Genomic DNA, 20,786 nt, shown 5'->3' with positions numbered 1-20,786 from the left:
CTGTCTTTCGCCAAAATGCCAGACGGGAGTGACCGGGAGCGTGCTACCCGTCAGCACCAACGATGGCGCCGCCCAGCCACTTCTTGACTTGGTCGGGCGCAGCCGTTGTTACCGTCCAGTTCTTGCCGACGTTGACAGCCGTCTGATCCTGAGGCGTCCTCATCGCCAACTGGGCGTCCAAGGATGCATCGTTCGGATACAGGGCCATGCCAATCTCCCCGCAGTACCCCGATGTGGATGCGTACTTCGCATGGTTGGCCAATTCGAGTTCCGGGCACTGAAAGCCTGCTCCTTCCAGCGCCACCCTCAAGTCCTCAAGGGTTTCAAACGTTCCGCCGTCAGCGGGTGGCGCTGACCCGGGCCGGCTTCCCCATGGCCCACTGCAACCAGCTAAGGCCAGGACCACGGCCATCCCTGTCGCGACGACTACGCTGCGCATACTTCTCACAAGTCCCCCTACTGTGATCGGTGTTTTTCCAAGCTATCAGCCCTGTTTTGGGGAAAGTTGCGGCGGATGCACTGCAATGCCGGGCGGCGCCGCGGCTTCTACGGGTGAACGCTGGGCCAGTTGGCCCCCAGTAGCACATTCGAGTGCACGTGGTGTCCGGACTGCGTCGAACGCTTTCCGAATGGTTCTTGTCCTAACTGCGTAGGAGACCTTCGGCGACGTCCTAGGCACCAGCTCAGCGCCTGACTTCATACCTCGTAAGGAGCACGCCGCCGGGAAACGTCTGGGTATTCACCAGGCGGAGGTTCACCCAGTTGTCCAAGGTGGCAAAGAACGGGGTGCCGCCGCCCACCAGAACCGGATGGGTAACCATCGCGTACTCGTCGATCAGCCCGGCCCGCATGGCCGCCGCGGCGAGTGTGGCACCGCCAATGTCCATGGGGCCGCCGTCGCCGGCCTTCAGCCGGGCGATCTCGGTGACCGCATCGCCTGTCACAAGACGGGCGTTCCCGTCAACCGCGCTGATGGTTGAAGAGAAGACCACCTTGGGCATGGCCCGCCAGCGGTGGGCGAACTCCGCCTGCGCCGGCGTGACGCCAGGCTGCTGGTCGGCCGTGGGCCAGTGGGAGCTCATCGTCTCCCAGAGTTTGCGCCCGTACAGCGCCAGGCCCGTCGCCCCCACCCGGTCGGACCACCATTGGAACAGCTCGTCATTTGGCGCACTCCAGCCGAGGTCGTCGCCGGGCGCGGCGATGTAGCCGTCCAGGCTCACGTTCATGGCAAAAATCAGTCTGCGCATGGCGCCAGTCTTCCGTGAGCTTCATCCGGTGTACAGACTTGCCTGCGTCAGCCCGCGGTCCGCCCGCCCAGCCGCGTGGTGACCTTGGCGGCGGCGGCCACGCAGGCCTCGCCCAGGCTCTCGAACTGCTCCTTGGACACCCGGAACCGTGGCGCCGGAATCAGGACGGCTGCCACCACGTCTCCCCGGTGGTCGCGGACGGGCGCGGCAACGCCTACCTCGTCCATGGACGATTCGCCATAGTTGCCGGCCCATCCCCTCCGCCCCACGTCCTGGAGCCTTGCCTCGTAAGCTTCCAGGCCGGCGTCGTCCAGTCCCGGATAGGTGATGGTTCCGCTGCGCAAGAGTTCGCGCACCCGTTCGGCTGGGAGGGTGGACAGGAACACCTGGACGGAGGCGCTCATCGCGTCGCGGTAGCGCGCCCCCAGGGGCGTGGTGTGCTTGATCTGGTGGTGGCTGGCGATCTGCTCCACGCAGACGGCCTCATCGCCGTTCCACAGCATGAGGGCGCTGGTTTCCCCGGTCTGCTCGGCCAGCTGCCGCAGGACGGGGTAGGCGACCCGGCGTTCCTCCATCTCGGCCAGCAGCGGGCCGGCCACGGCGATCAGGCCCAGGCCCAGGCGGAACCGCTTGGTCTCGGGATCCCGTTCCACCAGGTTCTCCTGCTCGAAGGTCGCCAGGATCCGGGAGACGCTGCTTTTGTGCATGCCCACCCGGTTGGCGATTTCCGTGACGCCGAGCAGGGGCTCATCGGCAGTGAAGGTGCGCAGGACGGCGATGGCATTGACGACGACGGAAGCGCCTTTCGCATCCGTCCCGCCGTTGGTGCCGGTTCCGTTGCCGTTGGCGTCTTTGGCTTGTGCAGGAGTCATGGTGGACACCATCTTTCCTCATAAAACGGCGGAAGCGGCGCCACGTGTCCGTGACGCCGCCCTGCCGGTGCTGCTGGTTAGGCCTCGATGATGTTCTTCTCCGGGCCGAACGGGAACTTGGTGATGTTCTCGACAGTGTTGTCCTCGCCGATGACCAGGATGTCGTGCTCGCGGTAGCCGCCGGCGCCCGGCTGGCCGTCCGCCACGGTGATCATCGGTTCCATGGAGACCACCATGCCCGGTTCCAGGACGGTGTCGATGTCCTCGCGCAGTTCCAGGCCGGCTTCGCGGCCGTAGTAGTGGCTGAGGACGCCGAAGGAGTGGCCGTAGCCGAAGGTGCGGTTGGCGAGCAGGCCGTGGCTGATGTAGATCTCGTTGAGTTCGGCGGCGATGTCCTTGCAGACGGCGCCGGGCTTGATGAGTTCCAGGCCGCGGCGGTGCACCTCCACGTTGATGTTCCACAGCTCCAGGGAGCGTTCGTCCGGCTGGCCGAGGAAGAGGGTGCGCTCCAGGGCGGTGTAGTAGCCGGAGGTCATGGGGAAGCAGTTGAGCGAGAGGATGTCGCCCTTCTGCAGCTTCCGTGTGGTGGCCCAGTTGTGGGCGCCGTCGGTGTTGATGCCGGACTGGAACCACACCCAGGTGTCGCGGACCTCGCGGTGGGGGAAGGTCCGGGCGATCTCGTGCACCATGGCCTCGGTGCCGGCGAGGGCCACCTCGTACTCGGTGATGCCCTCGCGGATGGCTTTGCGGATGGCTTCGCCGCCGAGGTCGCCGATGCGGGCTCCGTGCTTGATGACTTCGATTTCCTCGGCGGACTTGATCATGCGCTGGCGCATGGCGTCCTGGGAGACGTCCAGGAGTTCGGCTCCCGGGAAGGCGGCGGCGATCTTCTCGCGCGTCAGGCCCGGAAGGAAGTCGTCCTCGACACCCAGGCGGGCTGCCTTGACGCCGCGCTGGCGCAGCGCCTCCTGCAGGCCGAAGTAGAAGTTGTCGCGGCGCCAGTCGGTGTAGACGATGTTCTCGCCGTAGGAGGTGCGCCACGGCATACCGGCATCGATGTTGGCGGTGACGGTGACGGAGTCATCCGCGGTGACCACCAGGGCGTAGTTGCGGCCGAACGTGGTGTACAGGAAGTCGGAGTAGTACTTGATGCCGTGGTAGCTGGTCAGGATGACGGCATCCAGGTCCTTGGCGGCCATGATCTGCCGCAGTCCGCCCAGGCGGCGCTCGAACTCTGCGTCGGAGAACGTGAGCTTGCCCTTGGAACCGTTGTGCAGGACCTTAAGGCGCTCGAGCTCTGCGATGGAGGATGCGTTGTCGGCGGTGATAGTCACGTAAGTGTGCCTTTCTGGGTGTGGTTGGGTTCCAGCGCCGCTGTGTCTGCGGCGCTGCTGGTTGTGATGTGAAGGATGGTGAAGGGGGCCTGGCGGCAGGTCAGACGTGCTTGAGCGGCTTGCGTGAGGTTTCCGCGGCGAACAGCACGGCTATCAGGGACACCACCGACGCCGCCACCAGGTACCAGCCGGGAGCAAGCTTGCTCTGGGTCAGGCCGATCAGCAGGGTGGCCATGAAGGGTGCGGTACCGCCGAACAGGGCATTGGAAAGGTTGAAGCTGACCGCGAATCCGCTGTAGCGGACCTTGGTGGGGAAGAGCTCGGCCAGGAAGCTGGGCAGCGTTCCGTCGTTGAGGGTGAGCATGCCGCCCAGCAGGATCTGGACCAGCACGATGACCAGGAAGTTGCCGGTGTCCAGCAGCATGAAGGCCGGAACCGTCAGCAGCATGAACAGCACGGAGGCGGTGATCAGCATCCGTTTGCGGCCGAACCGGTCCGAGGCCATGCCGGTGAGGAAGATGAAGCCGATGTAGCTGGCCAGGGCGATGGTGGTGGCAAGGAAGGATTCGGTGGAGCCGAAGCCCAGTTCCGCCGAAAGGTAGGTGGGCATGTAGCTGAGGATGACGTAGAAGCCGACGGCGTTGAGCAGCACGGCCCCGCAGGCGATCACCAGCTGCTTCCGGTAGGTCCGGAACATATCGAACACCGGCGCCTTGACGGCCTGGTCCTCCTCCGCCGCCAGGGCACGGAACGCGGGGGTGTCCTCGAGCTTGGTGCGAATGTACCGGCCGATCAGGCCCATGGGGGCGGCGAGCAGGAACGGCAGCCGCCAGCCCCAGTCATGCAGCTGTTCGGCGCTGAGGACGGAGCTGAGCAGTGCCGCGATCAGCGAGCCGAGGAGCAGCCCGGCGGCGGTGCTGGCAGGCACGACGGCGGCATAGAGTCCGCGCCGGTTGGCCGGGGCGTACTCCACCAGGAAGGCGGAGGCTCCGGCGTACTCGCCGGCTGCCGAGAATCCCTGGACGATGCGGACCAGCAGCAGCAGGACCGGTGCCAGGAGGCCGATGGTGGCGTAGCCGGGGATGAGGGCGATGCAGAAGGTAGAGACGGACATGATGACGATCGAGAGCGACAGGGCCTTGCGCCTGCCGACCTTGTCGCCGATGTGGCCCCAGACGAAGCCGCCCAGCGGCCGGACGAAGAAGGAAATGGCGAAGACCGCGAAGGTTGCCAGCAGCGCGGTCTGCCGGTCTGCCTCCGGGAAGAAGACCGAGGAGATGACGGCGGCAAGGTAGCCGTAGACGGCGTAGTCGAACCATTCGACGAAATTGCCGATGAAGCTGGCCGTGACCACCCGGCGCCGTACATCTTTGCTGGGCACGTCGTAGCTGGGCGCTTCTTTGCTGGGCATGGCGCTGTCAGCGCCGGCGGGGGCAAGGCCGCTGGCGCCATCGGCAATGGCTCCTGCCCCGGGAAGGTTTGATTCGGTGCGCATGTAACCACCAGTGAGAGTTGGAGTTGCAGAGATTGCAACGTGGTTGTCTCAACATAGGTCGTGATACGCGCCACAGTCAAGGGCTTTTCGAGTAATCGCACGCAATATTTCCAGCCCGAGACTGCGCAGGGAAGCACTGCGGGGCCACTTCGCCCGATCAGCGTACCAAGTTGCAAGAGAAGCAACATCGTTGAGATAGGCGAGAGATCCTGACGTAAGTCTGGAACGGAAAGGGACACGCATCCAAGCAAGAAACAGGCCCAATGGCACAGGCCCCGATCGCCCCCGCGCGTGCATACTTGCGGCATGGACGACCACACAGCGCGAAAACCCGACCGGATCCTTCTGGCGATTGTCGGCGTAGTGGCTGTGCTGGTGGTAGTGGCGCTGGCCGTCGTCTTCTCCCGGGGCGGACCGGCCCCGCTGGATGAGGCCAGCCCCGCGGGGGTGGTCCAGCGGTACAGCGCCGCGGTGATCGACGGCGATACTGCCACCGCAGACTCCTACCTCACCGACGCCGCCCGGAGCACGTGCCGCGGTTCCTACCCGGGGGCGCCACGGCCCACGCGGATTGTGCTGATTTCGACGACGGAGCGCGCCGATACTGCCACGGTGAGGGTCTCGCTGGTCCAGACGTCCCCGGGCGGCCCCTTCGGTTCGTCCGAGTATGAGTCGGAGGATGCCTTCTCCCTCATCAAGGTCAACGGAAAGTGGATGGTGGACCAGGTGCCCTACCCGCTGATGTCCTGCACGGGAATGCCGGTGAAGCAATGACGTCCCAAGTCGCCACCACTCCCCCGGGGGCGCCCGCCGGCGGAACACTGGCGTCCCTGCGCCGCCTGATCCTGTACGTCCTGCTGTTCGCCCTGGTGGTGATAGCGGCCACTGGCCTCAGCGGGCTGCTGGAGCGGCTGTTCACCTCCGCCTCCGTCCTGGTGTCCGGTGGCGTGGCCGGGCTCGCGCTGTCCCTGGCTTTCACGCTGATCGGCGGCCCGCTGGCGCTCCTGCTGTGGTGGTTTGTGTGGCGGCGGCTGGACGACGAGTCGGAGCGGACCGCGGCCGGGTGGGGCTTCTACCTGACCGGGATGTACGCATTCTCGCTGATCCTCTTCACTACTTCATTCCTGAATGTCGCTTCGTCCTTGATCGGCACGCAGAAACCGGCATGGCAGTCGCCCCTGGCCAACGGACTGGTCTGGGCAGGCATCTGGCTGTGGCACCGGTGGATGTGGAAGCACCCCGCCAAACCGTCTACCCACCTGGAGGACGTGCGCGCCGTCGTCGGGTCCGTCTTTGGCCTGCTGCTGGGCGCAGGCGCAGGGATTGCCGCCCTCAGCGCCCTGCTCGACGTCGCCATCCGAGGCTTCCCGCTGACCGCAGCCGTGGAACCGTGGTGGTCACCGGTGCTGCGGTCAGTGGTGTGGGCGGCCGGCGGAACCGTGGTGTGGTGGTGGCACTGGTTCCGCGAAGGCGGCCGCCGCTTCCAGACGGGCCTGGTGGACGCCGCCATGATCGCCGCGGGCATCTTCCTTGCCGGCGCCGCGGCCCTGGGCGGCCTGGGCGTGGTGCTGTTCGTGCTCCTGCGGCTCGCCTTCGACCGCAGCGACCCGGAAAACCTGCTGCTGGAACCCCTGGCCCCCGCCATTGCCTCGGCGCTGATCGGCACCCTGGTGTGGCGCTACCACCGCGCCGCATCTGCGTCCCGTTCCACCAGGACCAGGCGCGCCAGCCTCCTGGTGACCTCTGCCGTCGCGCTGGCGGCAGCCGCGTCCGGCGTGGGCGTGGTGGTCAACGCCCTCCTGGCCGCCATAGTGTCCCCGCTGGCCGGCAGCGCCACCCGCACCCTGCTCCTCGGCGGCATCAGTTCCCTCGTGGTGGGCGGCCCCGTGTGGTGGCTGGCGTGGAAGCCGCGGCACCAACCGCGGACTGCCGCCGAGATCCCGCCGGGCCGCCGCGTGTACCTCGTGGCATTCTTTGGCGTCAGCGCAGTAGTAGCGCTCATCTCGCTGCTGGTGATTGGCTACCGGCTCTTCGAGTTCCTGCTCGGCGACGTCTCCGGCGGCAGCGTCATCGACCGGATCCGGGCACCGCTGGGGCTGCTGGTGGCGGCCGGACTTGTCGCCGGGTACCACTTTGCCCTGTGGCGGCACGACCGGGCACTGCTGGCAGCAGAGGCCCCTGCGGGCAGGCGGGTGATTGAGCGCCTCACGCTGGTCTGCCCGCGCCCTGCGACTGTTGCCGACTCCGAGGCACTGGTGCGGGGCGTCGCCGAGGCGGTCGGCGGGGCCAAGGTGACGGCCTGGTGGCGGGCGGACGACGGCGGAACGGCACCTGTTGTGCCTTCACCCGGAAAAGTGCCACCAAGTGCGGCAGCACCTGTGGCGGCGCCGCCGGGTGCCGCGGCAGCGGACAGCGCATTAGAACCGGCGCCGTCCCCAGGTGCGGCAGACGTCGTCCGGCGCGTGGTGGCGGCGGTTGACGGTGCCGCGCTGGACGGCGCGCGCCACGTCCTGGTGGTCCTCGGACCGGGCGCCGGTGCGGAAGTCATCCCATTGGCGGGCGGCGAGCGCAGCCGCTAGGGACCAGTGTCAGCGGACGACGGCGGGCGCGTCCCGCCGTCGTCCGTCCTGCAACGCGTCAGGAGACTCCGGCGAGGACCCCGTCGATGCGCGCCAGCAGGCCAGGCCAGCCATTGCCCATACCCTCGATGGCCTGCCGCCCCATGGGTGTGTCCAGGCGGAAGCCTGCATGTTCGTGGTGGAGGACGGTGCCGCCGTCGACCGGCTCCAGCCGCCAGGTGATGGTGGTGTCCAGCATGCCCTCGGAAAAGAGGAAACTGATGGAGGTGCCTGGTTCGACGGTGAGGACTTCGCACTGCTGCTGGCCCCAGGCGCCCATGTCCATGGTGAAGCGGTGGCCGACCACCGAGGCGATGTCTCCCGGCGCCCACCAGCGGGCCAGCAGTTCGGGCGTCGTCAGCGCGGCCCAGACCGCCGGGGCGGGGTGCGGGAAGCGGCGTTCGAGCCGGATGGCGTTCTCGGTCATGTCGGTTTCTCCTCGTCCAAAAGGTCTGCCAGGGCATCCAGCCGCTGGTTCCAGTAGTGCTCGAAGTGCTTCACCCAGCCGCCGATTTCAGCGAGGGCGGCGGGCTGGAGGTGGTACACCCGGTTCCTGCCCCGCCGCTCCTCCCGGACCAGCCCCGCTTCACGGAGCACGCCGAGGTGCTCGGACGCCGCCGGGCGGCTGAGGTCCAGCAGGCCGGTCAGCTCTCCGGCCGTCCGTGGTCCTTGCCGCAGCTCGTCCAGGATGGTGCGCCGCGCCGGGTTGGACACGGCGGCGAAGACATTGTTGAGCACGCAGTGCAGTATATGTCGGAAATTTCCGACGCATCAACGGGAACTGGATTTCACCGGCCCCGTACACACATCGGATGGTCCCACGCGAGTCTAGCCGGGCCACAGCGGCGGGATTAGGCTAGGCGGATGTTGACTATCGGAACGATCGTCCTCGGCGTCAATGACGTCGCCGCCGCTACAAACTTCTGGAACGCCGCCCTGGGCTATGTGCCGCGGGAGCCGGGTGACGAAACGTGGGTGACCCTTGCCCCGGCGTCGGGACCCGGAGCCCACCTCTCACTCATGCTGAGCGAAACCCCGGCCCAGGACCACCCGCGGATCCACCTGGACCTGTATGCGGACGACCAGGCAGCCGAGGTGGAGCGGCTGGTCTCGCTCGGCGCCAAACGCGTGGACTGGGACCTCTACCCGGAAGATCCCGACTTCGTGGTGCTGGAGGATCCGGACGGCAACCGGTTCTGCGTGATCGACAAGAGCCCGCGGTAGCACTGCAGACAGTTCAAGGAGGAACCGCCATGGAAGTCGTCACCATCGAAACGCCGCAGTTGGGCGACCGCACGTACCTTGTCCACGACGGCGAGGTTGGCGTGGTGATCGATCCGCAGCGGGACACGGACCGGGTGGATAAGGCCATCGCCGACGCCGGCGTCAGGATCACGCACGTGGCGGAAACGCACATTCACAACGACTACGTCACCGGCGGCCTGCAGCTGGCCCGGGACCACAACGCCGCCTACCTGGTCAGCGCGGAGGACAAGGTCCCCTACGAGCGCCAGCCGATATCGGACGGGGACACCGTCCAGGTGGGGCGGATGGTTCTCAAGGCCGTGGCAACCCCGGGGCACACCCACCACCACCTTTCCTACATCGTCACGGACGGCGACCGGCAGGCCGTGTTCTCCGGGGGCAGCCTGCTGTACGGCTCGGTGGGCCGCACCGACCTGGTCAGCGAGGAGGACACCGTGCCGCTCACCCACCATCAGTACGCCTCGGTGCGCAGGCTGGCGGAGGAAGCGGGCGGAGATGCCGGGCTCTACCCCACCCACGGATTCGGGTCCTTCTGCTCCTCGGGCCCGGCCAGCGGAGCGGAGTCCTCCACCATTGGCGAGCAGTTGGCTGAGAACCACGCCCTCACGGACCCCGACGAGGAGCACTTTGTCCGCGAACTGATCCACAATCTCACGGCCTACCCCTCCTATTACGCGCACATGGCCCCGATCAACCTGGCAGGCCCCACGCCGCCGGACCTGGAGCTGCCCGGGTCCTTGGCCGGGGATGAGCTCGCCGCCCGGCTGGAGCGGGGCGAGTGGGTGGTGGACCTGAGGAACCGCATCGCCTTTGCCGGCAACCACCTGAGCGGCAGCGTCAGCTTCGAGTACGGCGACGGCACCCAGTTCACCGCTTTCCTGGGATGGGTGCTGCCATGGAACGAGAAGCTGACGCTCGTCGGCGAGCGGCAGGACGTGGAGGACGCCATCCGTGACCTCTCCCGCATCGGTATCGACAACCCTGATACCGCCATCGGTGCCGGACCTGCTGAGCTGGCTCCCCGGGCCGCCACCTCTTCCTACCAGAGTGTGGGCTGGAAGGAAGTGCTGCAAAAGCCTCGGGAGGACACCGTCCTCGACGTCCGGCGGACTGACGAGTATGAAGACTCCCACATCCAGGACGCCGTGAACATCCCCCTCCATGAGCTGCTCGGGCGGATGGACGAGGTTCCGCCCGGGCGGCTTTGGGTGCACTGCGGGTCCGGATACCGCTCCGCGGTGGCGGCGAGCCTCCTGCAGCGCGCCGGCCGGGACGTAGTCCATGTTGACGGCAGCTTCCATCGTGCGAAGAAGGCCGGGCTCGCACTGGTGGGACAAGAGTAGGAAGCGGACGACGGCGGGTGGGCGCCCGCCGTCGTCCGTTTCCCGGGACGTTGGGCCCTACGTTAGGAGTGAGCGGCTTGGCAAAGTGGTGAGGGCCAGATCCGGACACCACGAGGAGGCCGATAATGGCCAGGATCTACATTCCGTACGGGACCACCGAGGGCCAGACGGCGAGGATCGCCGACTTCATTGCGGACGTGGTCCGCGCACACGGTCACGAGGCCGACGCCGTGGACATCAGGGACGCGGGGGACACGATTCCCGCTGGTTGCGACGCCGTGATGGTCGGGGCATCAGTCCACATGGGCAAGCACGAGGACTACGTCAAGGACTTCGTCCAAAAGAACCGGGAAGCCCTGGACCGGCTCCCGTCCGCCCTGTTCTCCGTCAGCATGGCCGCCCACGGTGACACCGAGAACGCCGAAAACCAGGTCGAGGCGTTTGAACAGGAGACGGGCTGGCGGCCGGCCCAGGTGGGGCTGTTCGGCGGCGCGCTGCTGTACACGCAGTACGGGTTCATCAAGCGCCTGGTCATGAAGAAGATCGCCGCCGACAAGGGCTTCGGTGACACGGATACGTCCCGGGACTACGTGTACACCGAGTGGGACGGGGTGAAGCGGTTCGCGGAGGATTTCCTGGGGCGGCTGTAGCAGTGGTGGCCGTCGGTCCGGCGCTGGTGTCCGGCAGCCGCCGTCGCCCGTTTGCGTGTCGCTCCATGGTGTGGTCCCCGGTAGCCGGTGTTGCTGGCACACTGGCCCAATGAACACGGCACTCACCCCTTCGCGCCGGCCCGGCATCCGTGCCGCGATGTTTGTTGATTTCGACAATGTCTTCACAGGCCTGCAGGCCTTGGACCCGCAGGCGGCAAAGCGGTTCGCGGAGGATCCCAAACACTGGGCTGACGCGCTGTCCGGCGGCGGATCCGGCGAGGGGGCCCGGCGGTTCCTGATCCGCAACTGCTACCTGAACCCCATGGTGTACTCGAAGTACCGCACATATTGGACCCGCGCCGGATTCCGGGTGATCGATTGTCCCTCGCTGACGCAACGTGGAAAGAGCAGCACGGACATCAACCTGGTGCTCGACGCCATGGACGCCCTCTCCGGAAGCGGCGGCATCGAGGAATTCTTCATCGCCTCGGCCGACGCCGACTTCACATCCCTGATCCAGCGGTTCCGCGCGGCCGACCGGATGACCACCGTCATCGCTGCCGGTGCAGTCGCCTTCGCCTACCGGGAGATGGCGGACCACGTGGTGGAGTCGCATGATTTCGTGGCGATCCTCAACGGCACCACGGCCGAACCGGTGCACGCTGTTGCTTCCGGGAAGCAGCCGGAGGCGGCGACGGCAGCCAAAACGAAGGCAAGAACCTTGTCGCCAGCCATCCGCGAGGTGGCAGAGTTCGTCCGGACCGCCCCTGGTCCAGTGGTGGGAGCGATGGTTGCCCACCGGGCGCTCACGGCCGACCCTTCGCTGAAGACGGACTGGGGCGGCTTCGGAAAGTTTGGAACGTGGGTATCCCAGATCGGCAAGAACGTCGAGTATTCGGCGGCGCAGGGCGGCTGGGTCTGGGACTCGAAGCGGTTCTCGCTCGACGATGTTCCGGTCCCCGCCGACGTCCAGCAGGGCGTCGAGGAGCGGGTCACCCGGGTGACGGACGTGCCGGCGCTTTCCGCAGCCCAGTTCCGGCAGATCTTCGAGGCCATGGCTGAACGGCTGCGGGAGCATCCACCCCTGAGCCGGACCGAACTGTCCCGCCAGGTGCGGGACGATTGCGTCAGTGCCGGTCACCCGGTCTCGCGCAGTGCCGTCAGCTTTGTCCTGCAGGGCCTCGCCTACGCCAACTTCCAGCTCACTGACCAGGCGACGGCGCAGGAGTTGGCGGCAGCATGGACCCAGAACGTGGAAGAACTCTGCCGCGTGGCACTGCTGGAATTCGACGCCGCAGAAAAGCAGGCCGTCCGCCGCTGGGCCAGCGGCGGACTCCTGGACAGCTGATCCCGCCGCACCCCAGGCAGCCGGTACATTGGTGGCGATGATTTCCATTGAGAGGGACAATCCCGCACGCGCCGATGTCCACCAGCTCTTGAGTGAGCACCTGGCGGACATGTTCGCCACCTCGCCAGCGGAAAGCGTCCACGCCCTGGACCACTCCGCGCTGTCCGCGCCGTCGATCACGTTCTGGACGGCGCGCGAGGACGGGGAGCTGCTGGGGTGCGGTGCGCTAAAGCTTTTCGATGCGCAGGGTGACGCGGCCCCGTATGGCGAGATCAAGTCGATGCGCACCGCTTCAGACGCGCGGGGACGCGGTGTAGCCACCCTGGTCCTCCGGCACATCCTGGGCGACGCCCGGACCCGGGGCTTCGAACGCGTCCGCCTGGAGACCGGCACCGAGGACTACTTCGCTCCCGCACGGCGCCTCTATGCGCGGCACGGCTTCACTGAGTGCGCGCCGTTCGGCGGCTACGTCCTGGATCCCAACAGCGTCTTCATGGAGCTGCGCCTCCCCCGGAGCCGGCCCCGACCGATGATTTCGGGACTCGAACCTGTCGCACAGCAGCAATACGCTCTGCCAAACAGATCCTGACGTCGCAGGAATCCCACACCGGCAGCATGCGCTACCGCACTTAGAGTACGTTGCGTTTCCTAATATGGAGGCGTACCGTGGGCCCATGGACCGCGGCGGCCGCATTCCCAGACAAGTGCGTCGTGCCCTGCCGGCGCTTATGCTCGTCATGTTCCTGGGGGCACTGGACCAGACTGCCGTGGCGTCCGCCTTGCCGGAAATCGCCGGGGAACTGGGCCGCCCGGAGCATATATCGCTGATCGCCGGGGCGTACTTTGCCGCGGCAACGGTGGCCATGCCTGCTGCAGGGTATCTGGGTGACCGTTTGGGTCAGCGCCCGGTGCTGCTCGGCGGGCTGGCAGTCTTTGTTCTCGGGGCGTTGTTGTGCGCCTTCGTGACGGGTGTTCCCGAGTTGGTAGCGTTCCGTGTCGTTCAGGGCCTTGGCGGCGGGACGCTGATGCTCGGCGCGCAGGCTACGCTTGGTGAACTTGTCAGTCCCCGCGAACGCGGCCGATACCTTGGCCTGCTCGGCATCGCGTTTATGGCCGCGTCGGTCATCGGGCCGTTGGCTGGCGGGGCGGCGGCCGAGTACGGCTCGTGGCGGTGGATCTTCCTTGGTTATGTTCCGCTCGCTGCGTCGGCCGCATACGCAATCCTGCGCGGCGTCAGGTTCCTGCCACCGTCCCCGCGTGCCGGCAGGACAGGGTTCTTGGCCCTGCCAAGGGACCGGGCGTTTGTGCTTGCCGTTGCTGTGAGTTTCCTCCTCGGTTTTGCAATGTTCTCTTTCATCGCCTATTTGCCCTCATACCTGCAGCTCGCTCTTAGCCTTTCCGCGACATCCGCCGGCCTGGTGCTTTTACTGCTCATGGTTACGCTACTGGTCGCGGCCATCACTTCGGGTGGCCTGGTCAGCCGCACGGGCCGTTACCGGACCTTTCCTATTGCGGGGACGCTGCTGGCAAGCGTCGGTCAAGGGATCCTCGCTGTGCTCGGCCCGGCCGGCGGACTCCCGGCCGTGATCGCGGCCGTTGCCCTGACGGGCACCGGCGTGGGCTTGACGATGCAGATCATGGTCGCGGTGGCTCAGAACGCGGCGACCCGCGATACCCTTGGCGTCGTGACAGCCGCCGTCGCGTTTCTGCGCCAGGGCGGTGCTGCGGCCGGCGTCACCGGCCTGGGCGCGGCCCTCACTGCAGGATTCACGGCCCGGCTGTCCGCTGAGGCAGCCGTGGCGCTCGGCAGCCGCGCAGGCTCCCTTGACCCGGCTTCCCTCACGGTCCTGCCTCCGGGGCTGGCGGATGACGTCTCGTCCGCTTTTGGCGCGGCTTTTCCCGCTGTGGCTACCGCGACCGCGGCTGTGCTCTCGGCGTCCTTCGTCCTGACCCTGTTCCTGCCCGAACGCGAGCTGCGCACCGAGGCCTTCGCTGAAGGCCACAGCCACAGACCCGGAGACCGTCATGCCTGAGCCGATCATCAGTCCTCTCGCGTCCCTGGGCGCGGCCGACATTCCCCTTGCCGGCGGAAAGGGTGCCAACCTCGGCGAACTCATCCGTGCGGGCTTTCCGGTCCCCGAGGGATTCGTCGTCACCACGGCCGCGTATACGATGATGGCCGACCGCGCCGGACTCGGCATGCTTCTGGAACAGTCCCGGGCGGAAGGGATGTCCCCCCACGCTTCCGCCGCTCGGCTCCGCGAGGCGGTAAAGGCTGCCGGCCTGCCGGCGGACGCGCGCCTCGCCGTCGCCCACTCATACGACAAGCTGGGAGGCGGACCAGTCGCAGTGCGCTCCAGCGCGACCGCCGAAGACCTGGCCGGCGCCGCCTTCGCCGGCCAGCAGGACACCTTCCTCAACGTCATCGGCCACAATGCTGTCCTCGACGCCGTCCTGGACTGCTGGGCGTCACTGTGGACAGACCGGGCGGTCACCTACCGTGAGCACGCCGGCATCGACCACGCCGGGGTGAGCATCGCCGTCGTGGTGCAGCGGCTCGTACGGGCCGAAACAGCGGGTGTGCTGTTCAGCGCGAACCCCGTAACGGGCGAACGGAACCACGCCGTGGTGGACGCGGCTGCCGGGCTCGGCGAGGCCGTCGTTTCGGGCCTGGTCACACCAGAGCATTGGCTCCTTGGTCCCGACGGACGAGTCATCGAACACGTGGCCGGTGGCCGTGGGACGGCGGTCCGGGCAGCCGCCTCGGGCGGCACCGTCATCGAACACAGTCCGGACGCCGGGAACACTGCCACGCCACTGCTGACACCGGCCCAGCTCGGTGACCTGCATCAACTGGCGAGGAGGGCCGAAAAGCACTTCGGCAAGCCCCAGGACATCGAATGGGCCCTCGCGGACGGCCGCGTGTGGCTCGTCCAATCCCGCCCGCTGACCGGGTTGCCGCCCCAGCCGCCGCGGCTCAACCGGTTCCAGCGCCGCGTCATCGGCCCCCTGTTCCTCGAGATGTTCCAGCTGCGCCCCTATCCGCTCGACGTCACGGGATGGCTGCGCCTCGGCATCGTGGAGATGCTGGACCGGATGACCGCCAGCGTAGGGATCGCCTTCCCGGACGTGTCAGAGCTCCTGCCCGAGGAGGACGGAGTCGTCGTCCAGCTCGTGCCCCCGGTACCGAGGCCCACGCTGCGTATCCTGACCGCACCGGCCTCCCTCATCGCCCGGGTTCGCCGCTACGACGTCCGCCGCTGGACCGATGACCCCCGCCTAGCCGCGTTCCTCGCCGAGATCCGGCGCCTTGAGAACGCCGACCTCGGCGCGCTGCCGTGGCGAGGGGTCGTCGGCGCCGCCAAGGACGCCCTCGCCGCGCTGTCCCTCATCGCCGACCTGCGGGTATCGTACCTGCCGGGATCCTTCCTGCCGCAGGTCCCGCTGCGGCTTGCCCTCATGGTTCTCGGCCGACGAAACCTCGGCCCCCTGCTGGTTGCCGTCGCCCCAACACGGACCAGCGTTGCCAATCAGGCACTCACTGCCCTCGCCCGCCAGGCCGCCGCGGACCCGGAACTCTCCCGCGCTCTTGTCAACGACCCACTCCCGTCAGTCCTCGAACGCATCCGCACAGAACAGCGCTTCACGCAATTCCGTAGCGGCTTCGAGACCTTCCTGGCAGAATTCGGCCACCGCGAAACTGTCAGCGTCGCTATCTCAAGCGCCCCCACGTGGCGGGACACACCCGACACCGTGCTTGGAATCGTACGTGCGCTCATGGGAGCCGCCCCTGCCGCCGAGACGGACCAGACAGAACAAGCTCTTGCCGCACTGCGTAAGCACCCACTCCTGCGCGCCATACCGCCGCTGCGGGGTGCGCTGCTCGACGCCGTCGAACGTTCCCGTGCAGGACTGGCATTCCGCGAGGACACACACTTCTACGCCACCATGGTTCTCCCGCCCCTGCGCAGCGCTCTCTCGGAACTTGGCCGCCGGCTGGCCACCGCAGGAGTTCTCGACGCCCGCGACGACATCTGGCACCTCACCTTCGACGAACTCGCCGCCATCACCGACGACGGCACGCTCACTGGGTGGGTGCACGACGCGTACCGGCCACTCGTTACCGCCCGGAAAGAAAAACGCCGCAGCCTGGAGCAGTTCCCCCTACTGGACCCCCAGCTCCTATTCGCAGACCGTCACACCACCGAAGGCGCACTCGTCTCCGGCACACCCGCCGGCCGCGGCCGAGTGCCCGGACCAGTCTGCGTGGTCCGGGGACCGGAAGAGTTCGGCAAACTCGTCACAGGCGATATCCTCGTCTGTCCCTACACCAACCCATCCTGGACGCCCCTGTTCCAGCGCGCCGCCGCCGTTGTGGTTGACACTGGCGGCCCGGGATCCCACGCGGCCATCGTCGCACGCGAGTACGGTATCCCGGCCATCATGGGTACCGGGCACGGGACCACGGTGCTCAACGACGGCCAACACGTCATCGTCGACGGCTCGGCCGGCGCCGTGTTTGAAGGTGAAACGCCGTGACCTCTCCCGCGTCCGAACGTTCCGTCGGCCACGACCACCGGAGCCTGCCCCGACGCCGCGGAGCCACCCTCACCCAGGCAATCTTCCGCGCCGTCCTGACGATTGTCGCCGAGGAAGGCTATGCAGCGCTGACAATGGAAGGCATCGCCGCACGAGCGGGGACCGGCAAAACAAGCCTCTACCGCCGCTGGGACAGCCTCGCGGCACTCGTATACGACGCCGCGCGCGACGCCATGCCCCGCCCCGGGCAGCTGCCAGACACGGGAAGCCTTCGCGGGGACGCACTGGCCGTCTTCACGCTCGCCGCGGAGCAACTGCGCGGACCCATCGGCCTGGCGCTGCGCGGCGTTCTCGGCGACGCTCTCCGTGACCCAGACCAGGCTGGGCTCGGGGCCATCAGCCGCGGCAGCGCACTGGAAATGATGCGCACCATCGCCGAACGTGCCGCCGCACGCGGCGAATGCCCGGCCTCAACCCTAACCGAACGCCGCCTGGACGCCGGACCAGCACTGCTGCGGCAGCGCTTCCTCCTCGGACCCAGCCGCCTCGATACCGAATACCTCGAAGAAATCGTCGACGAAGTCGTCATACCCCTGCTCACCCGTCACGACTAACTCCACACCCATGTGATGAGCTCGTTGACGGAACGTAGAAGCATCCCTGCCTAGACTTCACCACGCCAGCCGCCGGTCTCCGTGCCGCGCGATTCAATGAAGTCCTTGAACTTCCGCATGTCGGCCTTGACCTGCATCTCATCGATCTTCAGCGCTGCGCCTGCCTTCTCAGTGGCGGTTTCCGGAGCCCATTCGAAGTGGACTTTGACCTTCGTATGGCCGGCATCCAGCGGAGTGAACCGAATGATGCCGGCGTGGGACTTGCCGTCGATGCTGCGCCAGGCGATCCGGTCATCCGGCTCCTGGTCAACGATTTCGGTATCGAATTCCCGCCGGACACCGCCCACGTTGGTCACCCAGTGGTTGGTGGTGTCGGTCAGCTGGGTGACGGTTTCCACCCCGGACATGAACTGCGGAAAGGATTCGAACTGGGTCCACTGGTTGTACGCGGTCCGGACGGGAACTGCGACTTCAACGGTCTCTTCGACCTCTTGAACGTGTGCCATCTGCTTCCTCCTCCATGACGGACGGCCGCAGGATCGGACCGGCAGCACTGGCCATCCTGCCAGTCAGGCAGCCGCCACCTTTGCACGATAGATCCGGCTGCCACCCGTGTCCAGACCTTATGCGCGCCGTAGGCTACTGGGTAGGCCGGACACTGAAGACGGCCCCGGGCCTCGAAGGGAACATCGAGTGGACAGTAGTGCTGGTGACTGGTTCTTAAGTAGCGCCGAGCGGGGAAATGCGGCCACCGGCGTCCATGCCGGAGGTGCCGGATCCACGTCCTGGTCAGAGGGCAACCTTGTCCGGCCCCTGGTTCATGGCGCCGCCTACTTCGCCCGGCTGCATGAGGAGTTGTCCGCCCTGAACGCCGGGGACCGGGTGTGGTTCACCGACTGGCGTGGCGACGGCGACGAGCGGCTTACGGAGGACGGGCCCACCATCGGCGGGCTGTTGGCAGAGTTGGCACGAGCCGGTGTGGAAGTGCGCGGCCTGGTCTGGCGATCCCACGGAGAGCGCATCTCCGCACCCATGAGCGGCCGGTCCAATGAGCTGCTCAGCAAGCAGATCAATGACGCCGGCGGTGAGGTGCTGCTGGACCAGCGGGTCCGGCTCTTCGGCTGCCATCACCAGAAACTGGTGGTCATCCGCCGCCGTGACGACCCTTCCCGGGACGTCGCGTTCGTGGGCGGGATCGACCTCTCCCACAGCCGCCGCGACGACGCCGGCCACGAGGGGGACCCGCAGGCGGTGGACATGGATCCCCGGTACGGAAAGCGGCCTCCGTGGCACGACGCCGCCCTCGAGCTTCGCGGCCCGGTGGTGGCAGATGTGCTGGAGTTGTTCGCGGAAAGGTGGAACGACCCCCATCCCCTGGACCGGCGCACGCCGTACCGGATGCTGCTGCAGCGCCTTGCGGACATGCCCCGGCACCCCAAGCCCCTGCCCGAAACGGCGCCGCCACCGCCGCCTGCCGGCCCCCACGCCGTGCAACTGCTGCGCACCTACGGCGTGAAGCATCCACCGTTCCCCTTCGCCCCGGGCGGTGAGCGGAGCATTGCCCGGGCCTACACGAAGGCCTTCGCCCAGGCACGCTCACTGATCTACATCGAGGACCAGTACCTGTGGTCGGCCGAGGTGGCCGAAGGAATCGCCGCGGCCCTTGAACAGAACCCGAAGCTGAACGTGATCGCCGTGGTTCCCCGATACCCGGACTCCGACGGTCCGCTCGGAGGGCCGCCCAAGCGGATGGGGCAGCTGCGTGCCATCGAAAGGGTGCGCCGCGTTGCCCCCGATCGGTTCGGTGTCTTCAACCTGGAGAACAAGGCCGGGACGCCGATCTATGTCCACGCCAAAATCTGCATCATCGATGACGCCTGGTTCACCATCGGGTCTGACAACTTCAACCGCCGGTCCTGGACCGCCGACAGTGAGTTGACCTGCGCGGTGGTCGATACCACTGTTGTTCCGGAGGAAGCGTCCAGTGCCGGTCCCCACGCTTCCCGGCCGTTGCCGCACGCGCTGCGGCTCCAACTCTGGTCCGAACACCTGGGGCTGGACCAGGACGACCCCCAGCTCCACGCCCCGGGGAACTGGCTCGCGTTGTGGAATGCCGCCGCCGATGCCTTGGACCAGTGGCATGAAGCCAACGATAGCTCGCCCCGCCCCAAGGGCCAGGTGCGGCATCACAGGCCGAAACCCGTCACGTCCCTTCAACGCCTGTGGGCCAATCCCCTCAACCGGCTTGTCATCGACCCGGACGGCCGCCCCCGCAAGATGCGCGGCACCACGCGGTTCTAGGCGGGGCCGGGTTCCCACTCCTTCCGCAAAAGGAAAGCGGACGACGGCGGGTGGGCGCCCGCCGTCGTCCGCTTCCCTTGGGTGCCTAGGAGCTGAAGGGGACCTTTTCCCAGCTCAGGATGTCCGCGCCCTTGGCGCTGTTGGCCGCCACCGTGAAGCGGACGTAGTCCACGGCGTTGCCGGCGCCGTCCACGGTGATGCGCTGCAGGTTGTCCGCGGCCGGCGAACCGTAGATGTCCAGCCAGGGCGAGCCCGCCTCGAGGGGCTGGTTCTCGGCGAAAACGTGGCTGTCACCGTTGATCAGGTAGACGGGGGCGTCGAAGCTGTTGGTCTCCTCGACGATTGCCCGCACAATCTCGCGGAAGCCGGAGACAGCCGCGGGATCCGCGGTTGCTGCCTCGAGCAGCGAGGGATCGAACATGTCCGCCTGCTGCATGAGAACCACCGCGCGGTCGTTGCTGCGGCGGGCGTCCGCGAAGGTCCGGCGGATCTGGGCGATCACAGCGTCCGTTCGGTGCTCCACCTCAGCCAGCTGCTCAGGGGTGGCCGTGGTCTTGCCCAGCCCGGTCCACGGGAGGAGGGAGTTGTTGCTGCCTTGGATGTTCAGGACGGAGAAGGCAACGCGGTTCTGGGTGAAGCGGACATCCTCGGGGAGGCCCAGGTTTGCCTGGCTTTTGACGGGCATGGTGGCGCCAAGCGTCTTGCCGGGTTCGTTGAAGAAGACTTCCCGCAGCTTGTCCAGCCGCTCCAGCGGGTTGTAGGCGCCATTGTTGGTTCGGTGGCAGTCCACCCACTCGTTGTCGCCGGGCGTGTAGACCAGCGGGTGCGAGAAGGTGTCGAACTGGTCGCGGATGTAGGAGAAGTACTCGTCGGAACAGACGGAGGAGCCGTTCTTGATATCGCCCACGTGTGCTACAAACTTCAGGTCCTTGTCTGCGTTCAGGTCCTGAACGCGGGATGGGAACTTGGCGATCTCGGCGGCGCCGTAGGGGATGTCGCCGATGGCGGCGAAGGTGAAGGCCTGGCCGCTGCCACTGCTGCTGTCGCGTGTGCCGTCTGCGGCGGTGTCGGCGAAGGCGGGCTGGGATGCGAGGAGGCCCAACGCCAGGGTGAGCGCCGCCGTCGTACTTTTCACTGTCTTTGAAGGCATGGGGATGCT

Annotated in this window: 21 protein-coding genes; 12 read left to right on the top strand and 9 right to left on the bottom strand. The window is 67.0% G+C overall.

Annotated features, from left to right (window positions below; translation table 11 throughout):
* Positions 1-43: 43 nt before the first annotated feature.
* Positions 44-304 carry a hypothetical protein gene (locus AC2JAJ_RS10725; RefSeq protein ID WP_486415885.1) on the bottom strand — a complete coding sequence of 87 codons (261 nt, stop codon included), beginning with the start codon at positions 302-304 and terminating at the stop codon, positions 44-46.
* 264 nt (positions 305-568) lie between these two features.
* Here AC2JAJ_RS10725 and AC2JAJ_RS10720 point away from each other — a divergent pair, with 264 nt between their 5' ends.
* Positions 569-694, top strand: coding sequence for a DUF1272 domain-containing protein (locus tag AC2JAJ_RS10720; RefSeq protein ID WP_486415886.1), 126 nt, complete (start codon positions 569-571; stop codon positions 692-694).
* On the opposite strand, the gene AC2JAJ_RS10715 is transcribed toward AC2JAJ_RS10720, so the two are convergent.
* The 4 genes from AC2JAJ_RS10715 to AC2JAJ_RS10700 form a co-directional block, all read right to left on the bottom strand.
* Positions 684-1,247, bottom strand: coding sequence for a dihydrofolate reductase family protein (locus AC2JAJ_RS10715; RefSeq protein WP_486415887.1), 564 nt, complete (start codon positions 1,245-1,247; stop codon positions 684-686). The genes AC2JAJ_RS10720 and AC2JAJ_RS10715 overlap by 11 nt on opposite strands.
* Before the next feature lie 47 nt (positions 1,248-1,294).
* Positions 1,295-2,119, bottom strand: a complete 825-nt coding sequence (locus AC2JAJ_RS10710) for an IclR family transcriptional regulator (RefSeq protein ID WP_486415888.1) — start codon at positions 2,117-2,119, stop codon at positions 1,295-1,297.
* A 77-nt stretch (positions 2,120-2,196) separates the two neighbouring features.
* The gene (locus tag AC2JAJ_RS10705; RefSeq protein WP_221383531.1) at positions 2,197-3,453 is read right to left on the bottom strand and encodes a M24 family metallopeptidase; all 1,257 of its coding nucleotides are present in this window, start codon (positions 3,451-3,453) and stop codon (positions 2,197-2,199) included.
* Between the two features lie 100 nt (positions 3,454-3,553).
* Complete coding sequence (locus AC2JAJ_RS10700) at positions 3,554-4,864, bottom strand: MFS transporter (protein ID WP_486416704.1); 1,311 nt, start codon at positions 4,862-4,864, stop codon at positions 3,554-3,556.
* A 390-nt stretch (positions 4,865-5,254) separates the two neighbouring features.
* Between AC2JAJ_RS10700 and AC2JAJ_RS10695 the strand changes: the two genes are divergently transcribed.
* Both AC2JAJ_RS10695 and AC2JAJ_RS10690 read left to right on the top strand, forming a co-directional pair.
* Positions 5,255-5,722 carry an LpqB family beta-propeller domain-containing protein gene (locus tag AC2JAJ_RS10695; protein WP_486415889.1) on the top strand — a complete coding sequence of 156 codons (468 nt, stop codon included), beginning with the start codon at positions 5,255-5,257 and terminating at the stop codon, positions 5,720-5,722.
* Entirely contained in the window at positions 5,719-7,527 is a 1,809-nt protein-coding gene (locus AC2JAJ_RS10690) for a DUF5671 domain-containing protein (protein WP_486415890.1), read from the top strand. The genes AC2JAJ_RS10695 and AC2JAJ_RS10690 overlap by 4 nt, the downstream gene beginning before the upstream one ends.
* A gap of 58 nt (positions 7,528-7,585) precedes the next feature.
* On the opposite strand, the gene AC2JAJ_RS10685 is transcribed toward AC2JAJ_RS10690, so the two are convergent.
* A complete protein-coding gene (locus tag AC2JAJ_RS10685) occupies positions 7,586-7,993 on the bottom strand; it encodes an SRPBCC family protein (RefSeq protein ID WP_486415891.1) in 408 nt (135 codons plus the stop codon).
* Complete coding sequence (locus AC2JAJ_RS10680) at positions 7,990-8,304, bottom strand: ArsR/SmtB family transcription factor (protein ID WP_486415892.1); 315 nt, start codon at positions 8,302-8,304, stop codon at positions 7,990-7,992. Before AC2JAJ_RS10680 ends, AC2JAJ_RS10685 begins: the two co-directional genes overlap by 4 nt.
* Before the next feature lie 126 nt (positions 8,305-8,430).
* On the opposite strand from AC2JAJ_RS10680, the gene AC2JAJ_RS10675 reads away from it, so the two are divergent.
* The 8 genes from AC2JAJ_RS10675 to AC2JAJ_RS10640 all read left to right on the top strand — a co-directional run bounded on the left by AC2JAJ_RS10675 (position 8,431) and on the right by AC2JAJ_RS10640 (position 17,326).
* Positions 8,431-8,790: a VOC family protein gene (locus tag AC2JAJ_RS10675; protein WP_486415893.1), complete on the top strand. Its 360-nt coding sequence runs from the start codon at positions 8,431-8,433 to the stop codon at positions 8,788-8,790.
* A gap of 29 nt (positions 8,791-8,819) precedes the next feature.
* Entirely contained in the window at positions 8,820-10,175 is a 1,356-nt protein-coding gene (locus AC2JAJ_RS10670; RefSeq protein WP_486415894.1) for a rhodanese-like domain-containing protein, read from the top strand.
* 125 nt (positions 10,176-10,300) lie between these two features.
* Positions 10,301-10,825, top strand: a complete 525-nt coding sequence (locus AC2JAJ_RS10665) for a flavodoxin domain-containing protein (protein ID WP_486415895.1) — start codon at positions 10,301-10,303, stop codon at positions 10,823-10,825.
* A gap of 109 nt (positions 10,826-10,934) precedes the next feature.
* Positions 10,935-12,173, top strand: a complete 1,239-nt coding sequence (locus AC2JAJ_RS10660; protein ID WP_501053110.1) for an NYN domain-containing protein — start codon at positions 10,935-10,937, stop codon at positions 12,171-12,173.
* Between the two features lie 37 nt (positions 12,174-12,210).
* Entirely contained in the window at positions 12,211-12,762 is a 552-nt protein-coding gene (locus tag AC2JAJ_RS10655) for a GNAT family N-acetyltransferase (protein ID WP_486415898.1), read from the top strand.
* 85 nt (positions 12,763-12,847) lie between these two features.
* Positions 12,848-14,206, top strand: a complete 1,359-nt coding sequence (locus AC2JAJ_RS10650) for an MFS transporter (RefSeq protein ID WP_501053109.1) — start codon at positions 12,848-12,850, stop codon at positions 14,204-14,206.
* Positions 14,199-16,712, top strand: a complete 2,514-nt coding sequence (locus AC2JAJ_RS10645) for a PEP/pyruvate-binding domain-containing protein (RefSeq protein ID WP_486415900.1) — start codon at positions 14,199-14,201, stop codon at positions 16,710-16,712. The genes AC2JAJ_RS10650 and AC2JAJ_RS10645 overlap by 8 nt, the downstream gene beginning before the upstream one ends.
* Entirely contained in the window at positions 16,709-17,326 is a 618-nt protein-coding gene (locus AC2JAJ_RS10640) for a TetR/AcrR family transcriptional regulator (protein WP_486415901.1), read from the top strand. The genes AC2JAJ_RS10645 and AC2JAJ_RS10640 overlap by 4 nt, the downstream gene beginning before the upstream one ends.
* 50 nt (positions 17,327-17,376) lie before the next feature.
* Here AC2JAJ_RS10640 and AC2JAJ_RS10635 read toward each other — a convergent pair whose 3' ends face one another.
* Positions 17,377-17,832 carry an SRPBCC family protein gene (locus tag AC2JAJ_RS10635; protein ID WP_454484575.1) on the bottom strand — a complete coding sequence of 152 codons (456 nt, stop codon included), beginning with the start codon at positions 17,830-17,832 and terminating at the stop codon, positions 17,377-17,379.
* Positions 17,833-18,019: 187 nt separating this feature from the next.
* On the opposite strand from AC2JAJ_RS10635, the gene AC2JAJ_RS10630 reads away from it, so the two are divergent.
* Positions 18,020-19,627 carry a phospholipase D family protein gene (locus AC2JAJ_RS10630; RefSeq protein WP_486415902.1) on the top strand — a complete coding sequence of 536 codons (1,608 nt, stop codon included), beginning with the start codon at positions 18,020-18,022 and terminating at the stop codon, positions 19,625-19,627.
* An 85-nt stretch (positions 19,628-19,712) separates the two neighbouring features.
* Here the strand turns inward: AC2JAJ_RS10630 and AC2JAJ_RS10625 are convergent, their stop codons facing one another.
* On the bottom strand, positions 19,713-20,777 hold the full coding sequence (locus tag AC2JAJ_RS10625; RefSeq protein ID WP_486415903.1) for a hypothetical protein: 1,065 nt from the start codon (positions 20,775-20,777) through the stop codon (positions 19,713-19,715).
* Positions 20,778-20,786: the final 9 nt, after the last annotated feature.

This window comes from Arthrobacter sp. MOO21 (assembly GCF_057369995.2).
This window is presented reverse-complemented; position numbering and strand designations above follow the sequence as displayed.

What these genes read in the sequence shown, in the direction of transcription:
- AC2JAJ_RS10625 (WP_486415903.1), bottom strand. Translation starts at nt 20,777, where the DNA reads ATGCCTTCAAAGACAGTGAAAAGTACGACGGCGGCGCTCACCCTGGCG.
- AC2JAJ_RS10685 (WP_486415891.1), bottom strand. Translation starts at nt 7,993, where the DNA reads ATGACCGAGAACGCCATCCGGCTCGAACGCCGCTTCCCGCACCCCGCC.
- AC2JAJ_RS10710 (WP_486415888.1), bottom strand. Translation starts at nt 2,119, where the DNA reads ATGACTCCTGCACAAGCCAAAGACGCCAACGGCAACGGAACCGGCACC.
- AC2JAJ_RS10665 (WP_486415895.1), top strand. Translation starts at nt 10,301, where the DNA reads ATGGCCAGGATCTACATTCCGTACGGGACCACCGAGGGCCAGACGGCG.
- AC2JAJ_RS10690 (WP_486415890.1), top strand. Translation starts at nt 5,719, where the DNA reads ATGACGTCCCAAGTCGCCACCACTCCCCCGGGGGCGCCCGCCGGCGGA.
- AC2JAJ_RS10675 (WP_486415893.1), top strand. Translation starts at nt 8,431, where the DNA reads ATGTTGACTATCGGAACGATCGTCCTCGGCGTCAATGACGTCGCCGCC.
- AC2JAJ_RS10650 (WP_501053109.1), top strand. Translation starts at nt 12,848, where the DNA reads ATGGACCGCGGCGGCCGCATTCCCAGACAAGTGCGTCGTGCCCTGCCG.
- AC2JAJ_RS10660 (WP_501053110.1), top strand. Translation starts at nt 10,935, where the DNA reads ATGAACACGGCACTCACCCCTTCGCGCCGGCCCGGCATCCGTGCCGCG.
- AC2JAJ_RS10670 (WP_486415894.1), top strand. Translation starts at nt 8,820, where the DNA reads ATGGAAGTCGTCACCATCGAAACGCCGCAGTTGGGCGACCGCACGTAC.
- AC2JAJ_RS10700 (WP_486416704.1), bottom strand. Translation starts at nt 4,864, where the DNA reads ATGCCCAGCAAAGAAGCGCCCAGCTACGACGTGCCCAGCAAAGATGTA.
- AC2JAJ_RS10655 (WP_486415898.1), top strand. Translation starts at nt 12,211, where the DNA reads ATGATTTCCATTGAGAGGGACAATCCCGCACGCGCCGATGTCCACCAG.
- AC2JAJ_RS10715 (WP_486415887.1), bottom strand. Translation starts at nt 1,247, where the DNA reads ATGCGCAGACTGATTTTTGCCATGAACGTGAGCCTGGACGGCTACATC.
- AC2JAJ_RS10645 (WP_486415900.1), top strand. Translation starts at nt 14,199, where the DNA reads ATGCCTGAGCCGATCATCAGTCCTCTCGCGTCCCTGGGCGCGGCCGAC.
- AC2JAJ_RS10635 (WP_454484575.1), bottom strand. Translation starts at nt 17,832, where the DNA reads ATGGCACACGTTCAAGAGGTCGAAGAGACCGTTGAAGTCGCAGTTCCC.
- AC2JAJ_RS10695 (WP_486415889.1), top strand. Translation starts at nt 5,255, where the DNA reads ATGGACGACCACACAGCGCGAAAACCCGACCGGATCCTTCTGGCGATT.